Origin of the sequence: Streptomyces sp. NPDC012888 (genome assembly GCF_042900645.1) — a bacterium.
Classification (GTDB): Bacteria; Actinomycetota; Actinomycetes; order Streptomycetales; family Streptomycetaceae; genus Streptomyces.
Map to the genome: position 1 here is coordinate 95,983 of NZ_JBIBBM010000005.1, position 15,288 is coordinate 111,270.

The 15,288-nt window shown below is 69.9% G+C and carries 26 protein-coding genes; 19 read left to right on the forward strand and 7 right to left on the reverse strand.

The window, feature by feature from the left end; all coding sequences use genetic code 11:
• Positions 1-75: 75 nt before the first annotated feature.
• From ACFY61_RS10265 to ACFY61_RS10275, 3 genes are all read right to left on the reverse strand, one after another.
• Positions 76-1,101: a 6-phosphofructokinase gene (locus tag ACFY61_RS10265; protein WP_389469548.1), complete on the reverse strand. Its 1,026-nt coding sequence runs from the start codon at positions 1,099-1,101 to the stop codon at positions 76-78.
• 207 nt (positions 1,102-1,308) lie between these two features.
• Positions 1,309-2,037 carry a type 1 glutamine amidotransferase gene (locus tag ACFY61_RS10270; protein WP_389469549.1) on the reverse strand — a complete coding sequence of 243 codons (729 nt, stop codon included), beginning with the start codon at positions 2,035-2,037 and terminating at the stop codon, positions 1,309-1,311.
• A 21-nt stretch (positions 2,038-2,058) separates the two neighbouring features.
• Entirely contained in the window at positions 2,059-3,297 is a 1,239-nt protein-coding gene (locus ACFY61_RS10275) for a MurT ligase domain-containing protein (protein WP_389469551.1), read from the reverse strand.
• A 123-nt stretch (positions 3,298-3,420) separates the two neighbouring features.
• Between ACFY61_RS10275 and def the strand changes: the two genes are divergently transcribed.
• Positions 3,421-3,960, forward strand: a complete 540-nt coding sequence (def, locus tag ACFY61_RS10280; protein ID WP_389469552.1) for a peptide deformylase — start codon at positions 3,421-3,423, stop codon at positions 3,958-3,960.
• Between the two features lie 34 nt (positions 3,961-3,994).
• Here def and ACFY61_RS10285 read toward each other — a convergent pair whose 3' ends face one another.
• Positions 3,995-4,642 (reverse strand): TetR family transcriptional regulator, encoded by a 648-nt coding sequence (locus tag ACFY61_RS10285; protein ID WP_389469554.1) that lies wholly within the window; start codon positions 4,640-4,642, stop codon positions 3,995-3,997.
• 180 nt (positions 4,643-4,822) lie between these two features.
• Here ACFY61_RS10285 and ACFY61_RS10290 point away from each other — a divergent pair, with 180 nt between their 5' ends.
• Positions 4,823-6,052: an acyl-CoA dehydrogenase family protein gene (locus tag ACFY61_RS10290; RefSeq protein WP_389469556.1), complete on the forward strand. Its 1,230-nt coding sequence runs from the start codon at positions 4,823-4,825 to the stop codon at positions 6,050-6,052.
• Positions 6,053-6,109: 57 nt separating this feature from the next.
• On the opposite strand, the gene ACFY61_RS10295 is transcribed toward ACFY61_RS10290, so the two are convergent.
• From ACFY61_RS10295 to ACFY61_RS10305, 3 genes are all read right to left on the reverse strand, one after another.
• On the reverse strand, positions 6,110-7,438 hold the full coding sequence (locus tag ACFY61_RS10295; protein ID WP_389469557.1) for a tyrosine-type recombinase/integrase: 1,329 nt from the start codon (positions 7,436-7,438) through the stop codon (positions 6,110-6,112).
• 15 nt (positions 7,439-7,453) lie between these two features.
• Complete coding sequence (locus tag ACFY61_RS10300; protein WP_389469559.1) at positions 7,454-7,618, reverse strand: hypothetical protein; 165 nt, start codon at positions 7,616-7,618, stop codon at positions 7,454-7,456.
• A 101-nt stretch (positions 7,619-7,719) separates the two neighbouring features.
• On the reverse strand, positions 7,720-8,181 hold the full coding sequence (locus ACFY61_RS10305; RefSeq protein ID WP_389469562.1) for a helix-turn-helix domain-containing protein: 462 nt from the start codon (positions 8,179-8,181) through the stop codon (positions 7,720-7,722).
• 212 nt (positions 8,182-8,393) lie between these two features.
• Here ACFY61_RS10305 and ACFY61_RS10310 point away from each other — a divergent pair, with 212 nt between their 5' ends.
• The 17 genes from ACFY61_RS10310 (at position 8,394) to ACFY61_RS10390 (ending at position 15,287) form a co-directional block, all read left to right on the forward strand.
• Positions 8,394-8,630, forward strand: a complete 237-nt coding sequence (locus ACFY61_RS10310; protein ID WP_389470401.1) for a helix-turn-helix domain-containing protein — start codon at positions 8,394-8,396, stop codon at positions 8,628-8,630.
• A complete protein-coding gene (locus ACFY61_RS10315) occupies positions 8,596-8,880 on the forward strand; it encodes a hypothetical protein (protein WP_389469565.1) in 285 nt (94 codons plus the stop codon). The genes ACFY61_RS10310 and ACFY61_RS10315 overlap by 35 nt, the downstream gene beginning before the upstream one ends.
• 101 nt (positions 8,881-8,981) lie before the next feature.
• Positions 8,982-9,302 (forward strand): hypothetical protein, encoded by a 321-nt coding sequence (locus ACFY61_RS10320; RefSeq protein WP_389469567.1) that lies wholly within the window; start codon positions 8,982-8,984, stop codon positions 9,300-9,302.
• A complete protein-coding gene (locus ACFY61_RS10325; RefSeq protein WP_389469569.1) occupies positions 9,299-9,520 on the forward strand; it encodes a hypothetical protein in 222 nt (73 codons plus the stop codon). Before ACFY61_RS10320 ends, ACFY61_RS10325 begins: the two co-directional genes overlap by 4 nt.
• Positions 9,517-9,747 carry a hypothetical protein gene (locus ACFY61_RS10330; protein WP_389469571.1) on the forward strand — a complete coding sequence of 77 codons (231 nt, stop codon included), beginning with the start codon at positions 9,517-9,519 and terminating at the stop codon, positions 9,745-9,747. The genes ACFY61_RS10325 and ACFY61_RS10330 overlap by 4 nt, the downstream gene beginning before the upstream one ends.
• Positions 9,744-9,953, forward strand: a complete 210-nt coding sequence (locus ACFY61_RS10335) for a hypothetical protein (protein WP_389469573.1) — start codon at positions 9,744-9,746, stop codon at positions 9,951-9,953. Before ACFY61_RS10330 ends, ACFY61_RS10335 begins: the two co-directional genes overlap by 4 nt.
• Positions 9,950-10,192, forward strand: a complete 243-nt coding sequence (locus ACFY61_RS10340; protein ID WP_389469576.1) for a hypothetical protein — start codon at positions 9,950-9,952, stop codon at positions 10,190-10,192. The genes ACFY61_RS10335 and ACFY61_RS10340 overlap by 4 nt, the downstream gene beginning before the upstream one ends.
• On the forward strand, positions 10,189-10,443 hold the full coding sequence (locus ACFY61_RS10345) for a hypothetical protein (RefSeq protein WP_389469579.1): 255 nt from the start codon (positions 10,189-10,191) through the stop codon (positions 10,441-10,443). Before ACFY61_RS10340 ends, ACFY61_RS10345 begins: the two co-directional genes overlap by 4 nt.
• Positions 10,443-10,694 carry a hypothetical protein gene (locus tag ACFY61_RS10350; RefSeq protein WP_389469582.1) on the forward strand — a complete coding sequence of 84 codons (252 nt, stop codon included), beginning with the start codon at positions 10,443-10,445 and terminating at the stop codon, positions 10,692-10,694. Before ACFY61_RS10345 ends, ACFY61_RS10350 begins: the two co-directional genes overlap by 1 nt.
• Positions 10,687-11,064: a hypothetical protein gene (locus tag ACFY61_RS10355; protein ID WP_389469585.1), complete on the forward strand. Its 378-nt coding sequence runs from the start codon at positions 10,687-10,689 to the stop codon at positions 11,062-11,064. The genes ACFY61_RS10350 and ACFY61_RS10355 overlap by 8 nt, the downstream gene beginning before the upstream one ends.
• A 232-nt stretch (positions 11,065-11,296) precedes the next feature.
• Positions 11,297-11,536, forward strand: a complete 240-nt coding sequence (locus ACFY61_RS10360; protein ID WP_389469588.1) for a hypothetical protein — start codon at positions 11,297-11,299, stop codon at positions 11,534-11,536.
• Positions 11,536-12,402, forward strand: coding sequence for a YqaJ viral recombinase family protein (locus tag ACFY61_RS10365; protein ID WP_389469589.1), 867 nt, complete (start codon positions 11,536-11,538; stop codon positions 12,400-12,402). Before ACFY61_RS10360 ends, ACFY61_RS10365 begins: the two co-directional genes overlap by 1 nt.
• 9 nt (positions 12,403-12,411) lie before the next feature.
• A complete protein-coding gene (locus ACFY61_RS10370; RefSeq protein WP_389469592.1) occupies positions 12,412-13,365 on the forward strand; it encodes an AAA family ATPase in 954 nt (317 codons plus the stop codon).
• 71 nt (positions 13,366-13,436) lie between these two features.
• Complete coding sequence (locus ACFY61_RS10375; RefSeq protein ID WP_389469593.1) at positions 13,437-13,802, forward strand: hypothetical protein; 366 nt, start codon at positions 13,437-13,439, stop codon at positions 13,800-13,802.
• Positions 13,799-14,077, forward strand: coding sequence for a hypothetical protein (locus tag ACFY61_RS10380; protein ID WP_389469596.1), 279 nt, complete (start codon positions 13,799-13,801; stop codon positions 14,075-14,077). Before ACFY61_RS10375 ends, ACFY61_RS10380 begins: the two co-directional genes overlap by 4 nt.
• Positions 14,074-14,943, forward strand: coding sequence for a hypothetical protein (locus ACFY61_RS10385; RefSeq protein WP_389469597.1), 870 nt, complete (start codon positions 14,074-14,076; stop codon positions 14,941-14,943). The genes ACFY61_RS10380 and ACFY61_RS10385 overlap by 4 nt, the downstream gene beginning before the upstream one ends.
• Positions 14,943-15,287 (forward strand): helix-turn-helix domain-containing protein, encoded by a 345-nt coding sequence (locus ACFY61_RS10390; RefSeq protein ID WP_389469599.1) that lies wholly within the window; start codon positions 14,943-14,945, stop codon positions 15,285-15,287. Before ACFY61_RS10385 ends, ACFY61_RS10390 begins: the two co-directional genes overlap by 1 nt.
• Position 15,288: the final 1 nt, after the last annotated feature.

Here is a 15,288-nt window from a genome sequence, read left to right on the forward strand (position 1 = left end):
TGGTGCCCCACCACAGTAATGGCGCCCCCGGACGCCGGTGCGTCCGGGGGCGCCATTACGGTCGCCTTCGGTACATCAGAGGACGTTCTGGGCCTCGGCGAAGCGCTCGTCCGGAACCGTCTTCAGGGTGCGGGTGGCCTCCGCCAGCGGCACCATCACGATGTCGGTGCCGCGCAGCGCCGTCAGCATGCCGAACTCGCCCCGGTGCGCCGCCTCCACCGCGTGCCAGCCGAAGCGGGTCGCCAGCACCCGGTCGTAGGCGGTCGGGGTGCCGCCGCGCTGGACGTGGCCGAGGATGACCGGGCGGGCCTCCTTGCCCAGGCGCCGCTCCAGCTCCACGGCCAGCAGGTTGCCGATGCCGGCGAACCGCTCGTGGCCGTAGACGTCCTTGCGGCCCTCCTCGAACGGCATGGTGCCGGCCAGGGGCTTGGCGCCCTCGGCGGCCACCACGATCGCGAACCGCTTGCCGGCCGAGAAGCGCTCGCCGACGATCCGGGTCAGCTCCTCGATGTCGAAGGGCCGCTCCGGGACCACGATGGCGTGGGCTCCGGCCGCCATGCCGGACTCCAGCGCGATCCAGCCGGCGTGCCGGCCCATGACCTCGACCACCATCACGCGCTGGTGGGACTCGGCGGTGGTCTTCAGCCGGTCCAGGGCCTCGGTGGCGACCCCGACGGCGGTGTCGAAGCCGAAGGTGCGGTCGGTGGAGGCGATGTCGTTGTCGATGGTCTTCGGCACGCCCACGATGGGCAGGCCGGCCTCCGACAGCAGGTGGGCGGCCTTGAGGGTGCCCTCGCCGCCGATCGGGATGATGGCGTCCAGGCCCAGGTCGGCGACGTGGCCGCGGGCCCGCTCGACGCCGTCCCGCAGGTGGGCGGGCTGGACCCGGGAGGAGCCGAGGATGGTGCCGCCGCGCGCCAGGATGCCGGCGACGGCGTCCAGGTCGAGCTTGCGGTAGTCGCCCTCCAGGAGGCCCTTCCACCCGTCCTGGAAGCCGATGACCTCGTCGCCGTGGTCGACGACGGCGCGGTGCACGACGGAGCGGATGACGGCGTTCAGGCCGGGGCAGTCGCCGCCGGAGGTGAGCACACCAATGCGCATGGCAAGGAAAACCTTTGCAACGTGGGCCGACGACCGGACCACGTCGTCCGGTTGGAACTACACGTCACCCTACAAGCGGATCGGCACTGGACTGAACCATCCTCCACGACGTCGTCACGTACGTTGTGCGAACGCACCGGAGCCCGGCCCCCCGTCGGGGGCCGGGCTCCGGTCTCTTCGTACGACGTGCGCGGGCTCGGGCGAGGCTCAGGCGGGCTGGGTGGCCGCCGTGATCCGCTCGTCGCGCAGCGCCTCGTACCAGCGGTCGTCGACCGGCGGCAGGGCGTTCACGTCGAGCGCCAGCTTCAGCAGCAGGTCGGCGATCTGCGGGTTGCGCGCCATCACCGGGCCGTGCATGTAGGTGCCGAACACGGTGTCGTTGTACGCGCCTTCGGTGCCGTCCCCGGTGCCGTTGCCGCGGCCGAGCCGGGTCCGGGCGAACGGGCGGGCGGTCGGGCCCAGGTGGGTGACGCCCTGGTGGTTCTCGAAGCCGGTCAGCGGCGGCAGGTTCAGCTGCGGGTCGATGTCGGCGAGGACGTCGCCGACGCACCGCTCGCCCTCTCCGCGCACGGTGACCACGTCCAGCAGGCCGAGGCCCTGCTGGCGCTCGCCCATGTCGTTGACGAACTCGTTGCCCAGGATCTGGTAGCCGGCGCACACCGAGAAGACGATCGCCCCGTTCGAGACGGCCCGCTCCAGGCCGCCGTCGCGCACCAGCCGCTCCGCGGCCAGCCGCTGCGGCCGGTCCTCGCCGCCGCCGATCAGGTAGATGTCCCCCGAGGTGGGGATGGGCTGGTCGCTGCGCACGTCCAGGCGCTGCACGTCCAGGCCGCGCTGGCGCGCCCGGCGCTCGACCACCAGTACGTTGCCCTGGTCTCCGTAGGTGCTCAGCAGGTCCGGGTAGACCCACACCAGACGCAGGCTGTTCTCGCTCATGCTCTCTCGTCCCTACGGGTGCTAGTTGCCGACGCGGCGGCGGACGTCCTGGAAGGCGGTGTAGTTGGCGATCAGCTCGATCTGTCCGGGCGGCGCCATCTGCACGGCCTCGTCGAGGGAGGCGCAGACCTGGAAGTCCAGGCCGGCGACCTCCAGGCGGACCGCGAGGTCCAGCTTCCGGTCGCCGATCACGAAGATCGGGTGGCCGGCGAGGCGGGGGTAGTCCACGTCCCACAGCCAGGAGGTGTCGGTGCCGTCGGCGCCGCGCGCGTTCACCGAGAGGATCACCGGGGTCGGCGGCGGGTCGATCAGCGAAAACGTTTCGAGCCAGCCCGCCGGGTTCTTCGCGAGCAGCAGCCGCAGCTGCCGGTCCTGGAAGGTCACCACGTCGTAGCGGCCGGCGACCGCCTGCACGTCGTACATGCGCTCCAGGGCGACCTGCGGCGGCACGCCGAAGACGGCGGCGACGGCGGCCGAGGTCGCGGCGTTCGCCTTGTTGGCGCGGCCGGGCAGCTGGAGGCGGATCGGCCAGGCCGAGCCGTGCGGGTCGAGCACGTGGTCGCCGGAGAGCGCCCAGCTGGGGGTGGGGCGGCGGAAGCCGCACTCGGCGCAGAACCAGTCGTCGCCGGGGCGCTGCATGACGCCACCGCAGGAGGGGCACGACCAGGCGTCGTCCTTCCACTCCTGCCCGGCCGCGACCCAGACGACGTTCTGCGAGGACGAGGCCGCCCACACGATCAGCGGGTCGTCGCAGTTCGCGATCACGACCGCCTTGGAGCCGGCCAGGCCCTCGCGCCACTTCTCGGCGAGCATCCGGGTCTCGGCGGCGCGGTCGAGCTGGTCGCGGGAGAGGTTGAGCAGCGCGATCGCCTTGGGGGTCACGTCGCGGGCCACCCCGGCCAGGTACTTCTCGTCCACCTCGATGACGCCGTACCTGGCGTCGCTGCCGCCCGCCAGGGCGGAGGTGATGCCGGCCGGCATGTTCGCGCCCAGCGCGTTGGACACCACCGGGCCGCTGGCCCGCAGGGCCTCGGCGATGAGGCGGGTGGTGGTGGTCTTGCCGTTGGTCGCGGAGACGAGGACGACGTCGAGGTGCTGCGCGAGCGCGCTGAGCAGATCCGGGTCGAGCTTGAGCGCGACCTTGCCTCCGATCACCGATCCGCTTCCGCGTCCCGCGGCGCGCGACACCGCCGCCGCGGCCTTGCCCGCCGTCACGGCCAGCTTGGCCCGCGGCGAAAGCGGCTCCGTGTTGCCTGCCATCGTCCCTGTTCCTCCTCGCGTCGGTCCGGCCCCAGCCTATCCAGTACGGGCCGGACCCCTGACCGCGGCGCCGCTGTGCGCCGCGGATCTCCTCATATATTCGCCCGTCGTACGCTTACCGCCATGCGACAGCGAACCGTCCCGGGTACGTCCGGACACGTCCGCCCGATGAGCCTGCTGGGCGATCCGGTGCTGCATTCGGCGTGCGCCGAAGTCACCGCGTTCGGCCCCGAACTCGACCGCCTGGTCGAGGACATGTTCGCGACGATGTACGCCGCCGGGGGCGTCGGGCTGGCCGCCAACCAGGTCGGCGTGGCGCAGCGGGTGTTCGTCTACGACTGCCCGGACGACGAGGACGAGCGGCACCTCGGGTACGTCGTCAACCCCCGGCTGGTCGAGGCGGACGGGCTGGAGATCCGCGGCCCGGAGGGCTGTCTGTCCCTGCCGGGGCTGGAGGCGGGCACCGTGCGCCACGACCGTGCGGTGGTCGAGGGGATGGACGCGCGGGGCGGTCCGGTCCGGGTGGAGGGGACGGGGTTCTTCGCCCGGTGCCTGCAGCACGAGTGCGACCACCTCGACGGCGTGGTCTACCGCGAGCGGGTCGACGGGTGGCGCCGGGGCAGGCTGGAGCGGGCGATCCGCCGCGCGGGCTGGTCCGCGTAGCGCCGGGCCGGCGCGCGGGCGGTGCCCGGCGGGTTCAGAAGCCGGGGCCGTCCTCCAGGTTGCCGGCGGTGGCCAGGCGACCCCACAGGAGGTCGGTCAGGCCGCGGACCAACGAGGCGCGGCCGCAAGGGCGTTCGCCGAGCCACCAGTCGCCCGCCGCGTGCATCATGCCGACGATCCCGTGGCCCCAGATCCGGGCCAGTTCCTCGCCGTCGGGGCCGAGGTCCACCCGCTCGGCGACGACCTTCGCCAGCTCCTCGCCCAGCCGGCGGAGCAGTGGTGCGGAGTGCAGGCCGACGTCGAAGCCCCGTTCCGCGGCGTGCGGGTCCTCGGCCGGGTGCATCAGGAAGCGGTAGACCTGGGGGCGGGCCTCGATGGCCGCCAGATAGGTGTCCAGGGTCGCCTCCACCCGGCTGCGCCGCTCGGCCGGGGCGTCCAGAGCCGCGCGCAGCGAGTCGAGCAGGGCGTCGGTGTGCCGTACGGCGAGGGCCTGGTAGAGGCCGGCCTTGTCGCCGAAGTGCCGGTAGAGGATCGGCTTGGTGATGCCCGCCTCGGCGGCGATGGCGTTCATGGAGGCCTTCGGGCCGTCCCGGAGCACCACCCGGTCGGCGGCTTCGAGCAGTTCCCGCCGCCGGCGCTCGGCCCCGTTCTCTTCCCGGCCGGCCTGCTGCGTGGTGTCCATCTTCTACTCTCTCCCCGCCCGTGCGATGTGCGTGACGCCCACGCAACGTAACACCCGGCGCACCCGGTGGATCCAACCGGCGGTCGCGGTTGACACGCCTACCGGCCGGTAACACACTGGGGTGCCTGCGGCTGTTACCGTAGGTAACGCGCATCCTGCACCAGCATAGCCGGAGGGGACATGGCGGAGTTCACCATGGAGCTGAACGAGGACCAGCAGCAGGTCCGGGACTGGATTCACGGCTTCGCCGCCGATGTCATCCGGCCCGCCGCCGCCGAATGGGACGAGCGCGAGGAGACCCCCTGGCCCGTCATCCAGGAAGCGGCCAAGGTCGGCATCTACTCCCTCGACTTCTACGCCCAGCAGTTCTTCGACCCGACGGGCCTCGGCATCCCGATGGCCATGGAGGAGCTGTTCTGGGGCGACGCGGGCATCGCCCTCTCCATCGTCGGGACCGGGCTCGCCGCCATCGGAGTCGTCGCCAACGGCACGGAGGAGCAGATCGGGACCTGGATCCCGCAGATGTACGGCACCCCGGACGATGTGAAGGTCGCCGCCTTCTGCTCGTCCGAGCCGGACGCCGGCTCCGACGTCGGCTCCATGCGGACCCGGGCCGTGTACGACGCGGCGAAGGACGAGTGGGTGCTCAACGGCACCAAGACCTGGGCCACCAACGGCGGCATCGCCAACGTCCACATCGTGGTGGCGGTGGTGGACCCCGGGCTCGGCACCAGGGGGCACGCGTCCTTCATCGTGCCGCCCGGCACTCCGGGGCTGTCGCAGGGGCAGAAGTTCAAGAAGCACGGCATCCGCGCCTCGCACACCGCGGAGGTCGTACTGGAGGACGTCCGGGTGCCCGGGTCCTGCCTGCTCGGCGGCAAGGAGAAGCTGGACGAGCGGCTGGCCCGGGCCCGCGAGAAGGCGAAGGCGGGCGGCGGGGAGCGGGTCAAGAACGCGGCCATGGCCACCTTCGAGGCCTCCCGCCCGGCGGTCGGCGCCATGGCCGTCGGCACCGCGCGGGCCGCGTACGAGGTGGCCCTGGACTACGCCCGGACCCGGACCCAGTTCGGCCGGCCGATCATCGACAACCAGGGCGTGGCCTTCCAGCTCGCGGACATGCGCACCCAGATCGACGCCGCCCGGCTGCTGGTCTGGCGGGCTTCCTGGATGGCGGTCGCGGGCAAGCCGTTCACCTCCGCGGAGGGGTCCATGTCCAAGCTCTTCGCCAGCGAGGTGGCGAAGAAGGTCACCGCCCAGGCCGTGCAGATCCTCGGCGGGAACGGCTACACCCGGGAGTACCCGGTCGAGCGGATGCACCGGGACGCCGCGATCTACACGATCTTCGAAGGGACCAGCGAGATCCAGCGGCTGGTCATCGCCCGCACGATCTCCGGCATGCCGATCCGCTGAACATCGACCCAGGTAGACACGTGTAACCTTCCCTGGGTTGGGGTGCGGGCCCACCGTTCAGCTGGTGGGCGGTACCCCGCCCGATGGGGCTGCCGACGGCCCTGGGAGATTTTTGGGAGATCGTTTTTGGCGGGGCTTCTTCAGCGGGGGATAGGGGCCGAACTCGCGGCGATCCACCACAGTCCGGAGGGATTCCTCCCAGAGCGCCTGCAGCGACGCGGCAACAGCCAGCTCCATCTTCAGTGTGACATGCGAGTACACGCCTTCGACGCCCTGAAGGACATGGCCCATCCGGGCCTCAACCGCCACCCGAGGATGGCCACCCTCGTCCAACCAGACCTTCTGCGAGTGGCGAAGCCCGTGCGGCGTAAGCCCTTCGACGCCGAGCACTGGACGGATCCCGACGCGGGCTTTCGCACCCCGGACTACTCCCCGCGGGGCACGGCCGGCGACCAGCGGCTGCCAGGTATTCGTGTACCAGTCGCCTCCCCTGAGGAGCCGACCACCCTTCGGTGCGGTGAAGACCCACTCCGACTCAGGCCGCGAGGCAATGAGCTCTGTGAGTAGCTCAGCCAGGAACGGCGGAATGATAAGCCCCCGGCTGGACGCGTACTTATTGTCGATCTCGGTGAGCGCCCCATTCACATACTGCGACTGCTGACTTGAGTGCAATCGGAAACCCCGCCCGGTATCAACCAGCTCTACCTGGTCCCGGTGAAGCCCGGCGATCTCGCCGATGCGCATCCCTGTGTAGGCCGACGTAAGAACGAGGGCGTACTCGTTCAGCCCTCGCATCGCCAGGGCGTTTCGTGCGATCAGTAGAGCCTGCCTGGGGGTGGCCGTCGCCTTCTCCTCTTTGACCTGGGGTGTGTACCGTCCGCGTCGCCCTCCTTGTTTTGAGGGGACCGGGTTATCCAGCCGCAGGCCTTCCTTGACCGCGTCGTGCATCATCGAGCGAAACGTGGTCAGGATGCCCTCGACATAGTTCGGCGAGAGCCTGAGTCGAAGCCTCTTCTCCCAGGCTGCGATTCCAACGGGGGAGAGGTCTTTGACGGCCAAGCCGCCCCATTCGGGAAGAATGTGGTTCTTCAGGCGAAGCCGGTACTCCTTCATGCTCAGCGGTGCGAGATCGATCGACTCGATCCACATTGCCGACCAGCTGTGCACAGTCGTGCGCGCCTGCGTCGACCCGATGACGGTCCGGCCGCGACGAAGATCGGCTTCGAGGCCGGCCGCGTACTCCCGGGCGGAGCGCTCGGTGTAGAAGGGCGCGTCGTTGTCGTCCCTCGACACCGACGCCCATTTCCCGTTCAGCAGCTTGTACTTGCCCCGCCAACGCCACTTGCGGGCGAGCTTGTCGTATGTGCGCTTCTCGGCATACGCCATCGTTGACCTCGCGTCCTAGAGCTTGTACAGCAGCTGCGCGAACTCTTCCACGGCTGCCATATCGCCCAACGCGTCGGCGTAGTCGTCGGTGACGTAAGCGATGAGGCCATCATTGGTGGCCTTGACCCATATCTGCACGCCGCACGGCATGCCCTGTACGCGTTCGACCTGGACCGGCATGTGGTCCCCCAACCATCAGAGGCGCCCCCTCGACGGTGTGACGCAATGAAATCACATGAGCACGCTGGGCGTGAGGGGTTGGTGGGAACTGGTTGAAGTTTCTAGCTGGGTTCCTGTGAGGCGCTGCGAAGCTGGGTCTCGGTGCGCTCCCAAGCTTCCAAGGCGTGCCTGATCTCTTCGGGGGTCGCGCCTTCCTTGCCCTTCACCACCACGATCATCCTCGCGCCGGATCCGTCGTCCAGGTCCATGATCTTCGTGTCGAGTAGGGGCCCGTCGCCAAGTGCTTGGGTTACCCGCAGCGGCAGATCGAAGGGGGCTGATGGTGATGACTTACTCGGGTCGCCGCCCTCCAGGATGGCGACACCAGATCCGGCTTCCCATCCAAGGGCGCGCTCAAGTGCCGGCAGGGTGACAGGTAGCCGCTTGCGGGCCTGTCCGGCTTCGTAGTTCTGCACGGTCGACTCGCTGATGCCTGCAGCCTCGGCCAGCGCTACCTGCGACATGCCGAGGGCATCCCGTGCCGCTTCGATGGCCTTGCCGAGCCGCTCCCAGTCCCTGCTCATGCGGTCATGATGCCGCACCCCTAGGCAACGCGCACCCATCGGGTACGTGTTTTGACCAGTAACGATCGGTGCTGGACGGCTCACTTTGTTGCCTGTTCGCGCGCTGCCGTGCGCCTGCCGTCGCTGCCTGACACCCGGTGCACCCAGTGAACACCCATTCAACCCGCCGCGAACCCTTGCCGAACACCCAACGTTGGGTCTATGTTGTGAGTGTGACACCGAATGGAGCCGCAATACGGGCAATCCGGAAGTTGCAAGGCATGCCCCTGCGGCAACTCGCGAACCTCACCGGACGCGACCCCGGCTACCTCTGGCGCGTAGAGAGCGACATCCAGGGCGCCAGCCGGGAAACCGTCCGCAGGATCGCCGAAGTGCTCAACATCCCGGAAGCAGCAATCACAAGGGAGAGACCCTGTGACCAGGAACGACCTGGCCCGGCACCAAATTGACAGCAACCTCATCGAACGCCTGGTCGTAGCCCTTGAGGCCCTCGCCGATTCCGCTCAGGCACCGCGTTGCTACACGCTGGCCGAAGCCGGCGAGCTGCTCGGCAAGACCGAGAACTGGGTGATCGAGGCGATCCAGGATCGCCGAATCCCCTTCACGTACATCGGACGATCCCGCTTTCTGACCGCCGAACACATCCGGGCGATCCAGAAGAGCGGCGAGGTCCAGCCCCGTTCCCTGCGCGCCGCCTAGTCGGCATGCGGCCCTACCGCCGGGCTCTGACCTCCGGCAGCAGGGCCTACCGCAATCCCCACCCTCACCCGCATCGCGAGTGCGGAGAGAGCGAGATCCCGATGTCCCACATCATGCCCGGCCCCACGGGCGACCCCAACCCCACCGGCGAGTACCTGACCGCTCGTGAACGCCTCGAGGCGATGTTCCGCACCAGCCGCGACGACATGACCGTCTGGTCCCGAGACGACGTGCGCAGCGCCATCAACGCCTTCCGTGCCGAGTACGAGCGCGACGTCCGCTGGGAGGTCGCCAAGGACTTCCAGCGGCTCGGTCGGACCCAGGGCAAGCTCAGCTGGGGCGAGGCCATCCGGATCGCCCAAAAGGGCCTGCGCTCCGGCAGCGGCGACTCGAAGCCCTGGGCCGAGGGCGGTGCCCGATGAGCGTGCACTCCATGCCCGACACGGTGGTCGACCTGATCGAGTCCCACCTCCCCGACCACATCAAGGCCGCGGTCCGTGACCTGCGGCAGGCCCGGACCGCGTTCGGCCTGTGCCGCAGCGAGTTCACCCGCGAGGCCCGCGAGTACGCGATCTCCGACATGGCCCGCGCGGACAAGGTCCTGGCGACGTACCCGCAGGCGGCGGTGGTGCTGCGATGAGCGACACGACCCCCGAGCCGCTGTATTCGGTGGCCGAGGCGGCTGACCTGCTGCTGGGCCCCCAGGCGTTCGCCGCGCGGCACGGCCGACTGAGCCCCGAGAACCGCGAGCTGCTGGCGGCCCTGGACGACCACGCCCTGTGGATGATCCTGCACGACGACGACTGCGAGGACGACGAGTGCACCGGCTGCGTCGACAACCCGCCGACGACCGGGGGTGCGCGATGACGACTCCGCTGAACCCCATCGCTGATCTGGACCGGCCGCTGATCGAGCTGGAGTCCGCGATGGAGACGATCCTCCACCGCCGCCGGCTCCGCGAGGGCGCGCTGGCCGAGCAGCGCCACCAGGTGTTCGACCTCGACGCCGACAGCGTCTGCCCGTTCGACGGGGCCGCCCCGTACCCGTACCTGACCGCCGGAGGCGCGTCGTGAGGACCGTGAAGCCCGCACCGGGCGACATCTGGCAGACCGACCTCGGCGGCTACGTCCTCGTCGCCGGCGTCGACAGCGGCCACGTGGTGGCCTGCCCGGTCGCGGTGCTGCCCGACGGCAGCGTCATCGCCTACCCCCGCGGGCGGAAGGCGGAGCGACTCCTGCTGACGGCGTTCTCCCGCGGCCGCTACCAGTACATCGGCGTGGCGAAGGCCACCCCCAGGACGGTGGCCCGGTGATCCCCATCGACGACTTCGCTGGCCGTCGGCTCGCCCCGGCGGACGAGGTCCGGCTGATCCGTGCCGCGGCCGAGGCTCGCGCGAAGGCCGCACTGTCCCACTCCGACGGATGCCTGTGTGCGGCCTGTGCCGCGCGCCGGGTCGACGCCGCCCGAGCCGCGTACCGGGAGCGGATCGCCGCGCTGGTCGCGGAGGGCTACGTCGAGGACGTCGAAGCGTGGGCGGCCCGAGTCGGGAACGGGGGCCGGTGATGGGTCTGGAGATAGACCGGCACGACGAGCTGCCGCTGGTGTCGATCGCCGAGAACCCGGCGCCGGAGCGTGAGGCGGCTGCCGCCTACGTGACACGCCGGGCACGGGACGACGAGGACCGGAGCCTGCTGCTCGCCGCCCTCGGGCTCGGCCCGGTCGCAGGTGCCGCCGCCCTGGCGCTAACCCTCGCCGCATCGGTCGGGCTGCTCTGGCTCGGCCACCACATCAACCAGGGAGGACACCGTGGTTGACACCCAACTTGTGCTGTCGGCAGAACACATCGATGCCCTGGGCGCCGTCGCAGACCGGGCGGAAAACGACGACATCCATGACCGACTGTGTGCCTGTGACGGCTGGCCGAAGGACTGTGCATCAGGTATCCGCGACGGTTCGTGGGACTACGGATCGTGGGAGGTGGCGCTGCCTGCAGTGATCGGGCTGTGGGAGTCGATTCGGCCCGATTCTCGGGCGGTAGAGATCAGCGACCTTCGAATCCAGCTGTCGATCGCGGAGCGGCGGAACGCCGAACTTGCTGAGCAGCTGGTCGAGCGTGACGAGCAGATCGCTGGCCTCCTTCACGTCCTCGACAACGACGACGAGCCGGCTGGCGTGCCGTGGTGACCGGTCCGATACCCCGCGGGGAAGGCAGCCGCCCGGCGGCCAGCGCCACCCCGCCGCCTTCCCTCCCGATCCGCGTCATGCCGCTCTGGCAGGCGCCCCTCCCCGGCCGCACAGGCCGCTAATCCCGCCGGGCCGACCGTGCCACGACCGGTCGCCCCGGCGCCCCAAACCACCCGCATCAGGGCCCTGCACCGCCAGGGCCCTGGCCCAGCACACCCTGAAGGGAGGCGTCATGCGTAACTCCATCACCATCCGGCGCTGGCGCATCGACCTCTACGAGCGTGCCCTCTACCTGCAGAAGCAGCCCAACCCCCGGTGCGCCGACTGCGGCGGCAAGGGTCACGTCGAGTACGGGCCCGGCTACCACGACGGCGAGGAACCGTACTTCGCGCCCTGCGACTGCTGGGACCCGTTCCACAACATCCGCATCCCCGTCGGCCGAACCGTCATCACCGAAAGGTACCCGTTCTGATGGAGACCCCGACCGGTGTCCTCCTCGGCGAGTACACCCCCGGCACCCCCGAGTGGGAGCAGGCCCGCGCCGGCCTGTGTATCACGGCCACCCAGATCGCCGCCGTGATGGGCCGCTCCCCCTGGGCATCCCGGTACAGCCTCTGGCACCAGAAGGCCGGCTTGCCGGTCCCCCCATTTCAGCCCAACCCCGCCATCGAATGGGGCAACCGGCTGGAGAGCTCGGTCGCCCAGAAGTGGCAGGACGAGCACCCCGGCCACAGCGTCCAGGTGACGGGCACGTGGCGGCACCGGGACCGTGGTTGGCAGCGGGCCACTCCGGACCGGATCGTCGTCTCCGACCGGGCCGTCGAACTGCTGGAGGTCAAGACCAGCCCGTTCGGCCAGGAGTGGCTCGACGACGTACCCCTGCACTACTACATCCAGATCCAGTGGCAGCTCGACACGCTCGGACTGGACGTCTGCCACGTCGCGGTCCTGATCTCCGGTCACGACTACCGCGAATTCACCGTCGAGTACGACGAAGGCGACGCTGCGGTGATGCGGTCTGCGGCCGAGGAGTTCCTCGACTCCGTCCGTCGTGGCGAAGCGCCCAACATCGATGGCTCCCAGGTCACCTACGACACGATCCGGCGCCAGCCCGACCGCTATGACCCGACCGACGTCGAAATCCCCGGACCCATCGCCGCCCGATACGAGATCGCCCAGGGCGCCGCCAAGGCCGCCAGCGACGAACTCACCGCAGCAAAGTCCCTGCTCCTTGCCGCACTCGGTACCGGCCGCAACGCCGTCCACCTCGGCCGGCGCATCGCCTACCGCACCGCCCGCGAGGACGGCACCACCATCGCCCTCCAGCCCGCCCGATAGGAGCCACTCATGTCCCGCCTTCAGGGCGACAGCAACCGCGACAACCGCAGCAGCACCCGGTCCGCGGAGACGTTCACCTTCACCCCCGCATCCCGCGAAAAGCTCAAGGCCCGCATCGCCATCATGGGCGTCTCCGGCAGCGGCAAAACCTGGACCGGACTCCGGCTCGCCGCGGCGCTCTCCGACCGGCTCGCCGTCATCGACACCGAGCGTGGCGCCGCCCGCAAGTACGCCGGCCTCAGGGGCGTCGAGTTCGACGTGCTGCAGCTCCAGTCTTTCCACCCGCAGACCCTGGTCGGCGCCCTGGCCGCCGCGGCCGACGCCGGATACGGGGCCGTGATGGTCGACTCGTGGTCACACTTCTGGTCCGGCACCGACGGCACCCTCGAGCAGGTTGAGCGGGCGGCGAAGAAGGGCTACGGCGGCAACACGTTCGCTGGCTGGTCCGAAGGCACGCCGTTGCAGAACTCCATGGTTGACGCGCTGCTGTCGTACCCCGGGCATGTGCTCGCCACCATGCGGGCCCACACCGAGTGGTCGCTGGAGCGCAACGACAGGGGGCAGCTGGAACCGAAGCGGCTCGGCACACGGCCCGAGCAGCGGAGGGGTGTCGAGTACGAGTTCGACGTCGTCGCTCAGATGGACACCGAGAACCGCCTCACGGTGATCAAGTCGCGGTGTCCCAGCCTGCACAACCTGAAGGTCGAACGGCCCGACGGGGCACAGATCGCGCGCACGCTCCTCGACTGGCTGAACGACGGTGCGGCCGGAGCGGACCCGGCTTCGTACATCGACCGGGCCACGGCCGGCAGCGCGTCAGCCGATGACCTTGACCGGCTCGCCTCAGAGATCGCATCGCGCGGACTGGGTGCCACTCCGATGCTCGCCCCGGACACCGGGGCGGCAACCACGCTCGACGAGTTCATCGGAGCCCGCCTGATCGGCCTTCGCGCCCAGCAGTAGCCCCGGTCCGGCCGCGGGCAATGCGGCCGGACCCACCCCAGAGATACCCCGCACGCGAGAGGACCACCGCCATGCCCCGTCGTCTCACCGTCGCCGAACGCCACGCCGCCGCCGAACGCGATCTGCTCCTCGAGGAGATAGCCGACCAGTCCTCTTGGGACCAGTTCCTCGTCGAGCAGGCCGTCCTCACCACCGGCCAGCACGGCGAATTCTCCGCCAACGACTTCCGGTCCCTCCTCCCCGAGATGGGCCTCGGCTTCCTCGGGGCCGCCATCAACGCCCTCCACAGCGGCGGCCTGATCCGGCACACCGGCCGCTACGTCCCATCCGACCTGTCCAGCACCCACGGCCACCGCCTCAGCGTCTGGGAGCTCACCGACAGGGCCCGCGGTATCGCCGCCGACCGGGCCGCCGCACGACGGGACCAGGCGGCATGACCGCCAACGTCATCCTCGGCTGGCTGATCGTCTCGATCCTCGTCGGCGCGCTCTGGGTCCTGTGGCGACTCGGAGCCGGCCAGAGCCCGCCGGACCAGCAGGAGTGGGACGCATCCACCGGCACCCGCACCGAGGCCGACATCCGCCGGGACATCGCCGCCTACCGGGCCCGGCAAGCCGCAATCCAGCAGTACTTCGATGCCGACTTCAGCCGGATCATCGCCGCCGAATACCCGGACGGCATCCCCAGCCAGCGCAGGAAGGAACAGCCGTGACCGACATCCGCCCCGAAGCGCCCCACCACAACACCCTCTACTGCGTGAAGCAATTTGGGTGCCGCCGCCTGGAATGCCTCGTCCGCAACAGCCAGTACGCCCAGCGACGTCACCGGCAGGTGGCCTACGGAACGTGGCAGCCGTTCATGGACGCCGAACCTGTACGCAAGCACATCGAAAGCCTGCGAGCGGCTGGCGTAGGCACCGTCCCGATCGCGGCTGCAGCCGGAGTCTCAACGGCGACCATCGGCCGCCTTCTCTACGGGCGACAGGGACAGCGGCCCAACGCCAAAATCCGCACGGATTCAGCACAGGCCATCCTCGCCGTCCGACTCGAAGACTGCCGGATCCCCGACGGTGCCCGCATCGACGCCACTGGCACCCGGCGTCGGCTGCAGGCCCTTGTCGCATCCGGATGGACCTTCACGGCACTCGAGTCCGAGATCGGAATCCACGCCCACTGTCTCGGCGACATGGCTCGCGCGACGTCCCTCATCTCCGGCAACGCACGCAAGGTACGCGACAGCTACCGGCGTCTGCTCACCACGACCGCCGAGCGGTGCGGAGTCGGCGCCCAAGCGCGAGCGCTCGCCCGCAGGGTGGCCGAACGGGAGGGCTGGCACGGGCCTCTGGCCTGGGATGAGAACAGCATCGACGACCCGCATGCCGAGCCCGAGACCAGTGAACCGTACCGGCCGCCGATGAAGAACGGCCGCGACTCGAACCGCATGGAAGAGATCGCGCACCTTATCGGCCTTGGCGAATCCGAGGCGTCCATCGCCAAGCAGATGGGTTCCTCCGAGGACTACATCCACGACCTGGTCGTCACTCTCCGCCGCAGGAACGACATGCGAAAGGCCGCCTGATGGGACACCGCTGGGCACACCGCCGGACGGCCTGCACCCACGGCCACCCGTACCCCGAGAACCTCGCCTACGACCGCGAGGGGCACGCCTTCTGTCGGGCCTGCCGCAGGGCCTGGAACCGCACCTACAACCGCATCCACCAGAGCCGCCTGCCCGTCGAGCCCGACCCCGTCGCCGTCACCCGCACCCTCAATGGCGACCGGCCGGCCAGGCTCACCGCCGCCGAACGCGCGGCCGCGGTGCTCGCCCTCACCCGGCGTGGCCACACCGCCGAGCAGATCGCCGAGATGGCGGGCTGCACACCGCGGACCGTCTACCGGATCCGCAGCCGCACCGCCGCCTAGC

Bases quoted from the DNA above. Each gene is read 5' to 3' on its own strand.
- ACFY61_RS10365 (WP_389469589.1), top strand. From the start codon at position 11,536: ATGGAGACCCCGACCGGTGTCCTCCTCGGCGAGTACACCCCCGGCACC.
- ACFY61_RS10325 (WP_389469569.1), top strand. From the start codon at position 9,299: ATGAGCGTGCACTCCATGCCCGACACGGTGGTCGACCTGATCGAGTCC.
- ACFY61_RS10390 (WP_389469599.1), top strand. From the start codon at position 14,943: ATGGGACACCGCTGGGCACACCGCCGGACGGCCTGCACCCACGGCCAC.
- ACFY61_RS10360 (WP_389469588.1), top strand. From the start codon at position 11,297: ATGCGTAACTCCATCACCATCCGGCGCTGGCGCATCGACCTCTACGAG.
- ACFY61_RS10300 (WP_389469559.1), bottom strand. From the start codon at position 7,618: ATGCCGGTCCAGGTCGAACGCGTACAGGGCATGCCGTGCGGCGTGCAG.
- ACFY61_RS10320 (WP_389469567.1), top strand. From the start codon at position 8,982: ATGTCCCACATCATGCCCGGCCCCACGGGCGACCCCAACCCCACCGGC.
- ACFY61_RS10375 (WP_389469593.1), top strand. From the start codon at position 13,437: ATGCCCCGTCGTCTCACCGTCGCCGAACGCCACGCCGCCGCCGAACGC.
- ACFY61_RS10380 (WP_389469596.1), top strand. From the start codon at position 13,799: ATGACCGCCAACGTCATCCTCGGCTGGCTGATCGTCTCGATCCTCGTC.
- ACFY61_RS10290 (WP_389469556.1), top strand. From the start codon at position 4,823: ATGGCGGAGTTCACCATGGAGCTGAACGAGGACCAGCAGCAGGTCCGG.
- ACFY61_RS10295 (WP_389469557.1), bottom strand. From the start codon at position 7,438: ATGGCGTATGCCGAGAAGCGCACATACGACAAGCTCGCCCGCAAGTGG.
- ACFY61_RS10335 (WP_389469573.1), top strand. From the start codon at position 9,744: ATGACGACTCCGCTGAACCCCATCGCTGATCTGGACCGGCCGCTGATC.
- ACFY61_RS10275 (WP_389469551.1), bottom strand. From the start codon at position 3,297: ATGGCAGGCAACACGGAGCCGCTTTCGCCGCGGGCCAAGCTGGCCGTG.
- def (WP_389469552.1), top strand. From the start codon at position 3,421: ATGCGACAGCGAACCGTCCCGGGTACGTCCGGACACGTCCGCCCGATG.
- ACFY61_RS10285 (WP_389469554.1), bottom strand. From the start codon at position 4,642: ATGGACACCACGCAGCAGGCCGGCCGGGAAGAGAACGGGGCCGAGCGC.
- ACFY61_RS10270 (WP_389469549.1), bottom strand. From the start codon at position 2,037: ATGAGCGAGAACAGCCTGCGTCTGGTGTGGGTCTACCCGGACCTGCTG.
- ACFY61_RS10370 (WP_389469592.1), top strand. From the start codon at position 12,412: ATGTCCCGCCTTCAGGGCGACAGCAACCGCGACAACCGCAGCAGCACC.
- ACFY61_RS10330 (WP_389469571.1), top strand. From the start codon at position 9,517: ATGAGCGACACGACCCCCGAGCCGCTGTATTCGGTGGCCGAGGCGGCT.
- ACFY61_RS10305 (WP_389469562.1), bottom strand. From the start codon at position 8,181: ATGAGCAGGGACTGGGAGCGGCTCGGCAAGGCCATCGAAGCGGCACGG.
- ACFY61_RS10265 (WP_389469548.1), bottom strand. From the start codon at position 1,101: ATGCGCATTGGTGTGCTCACCTCCGGCGGCGACTGCCCCGGCCTGAAC.
- ACFY61_RS10350 (WP_389469582.1), top strand. From the start codon at position 10,443: ATGGGTCTGGAGATAGACCGGCACGACGAGCTGCCGCTGGTGTCGATC.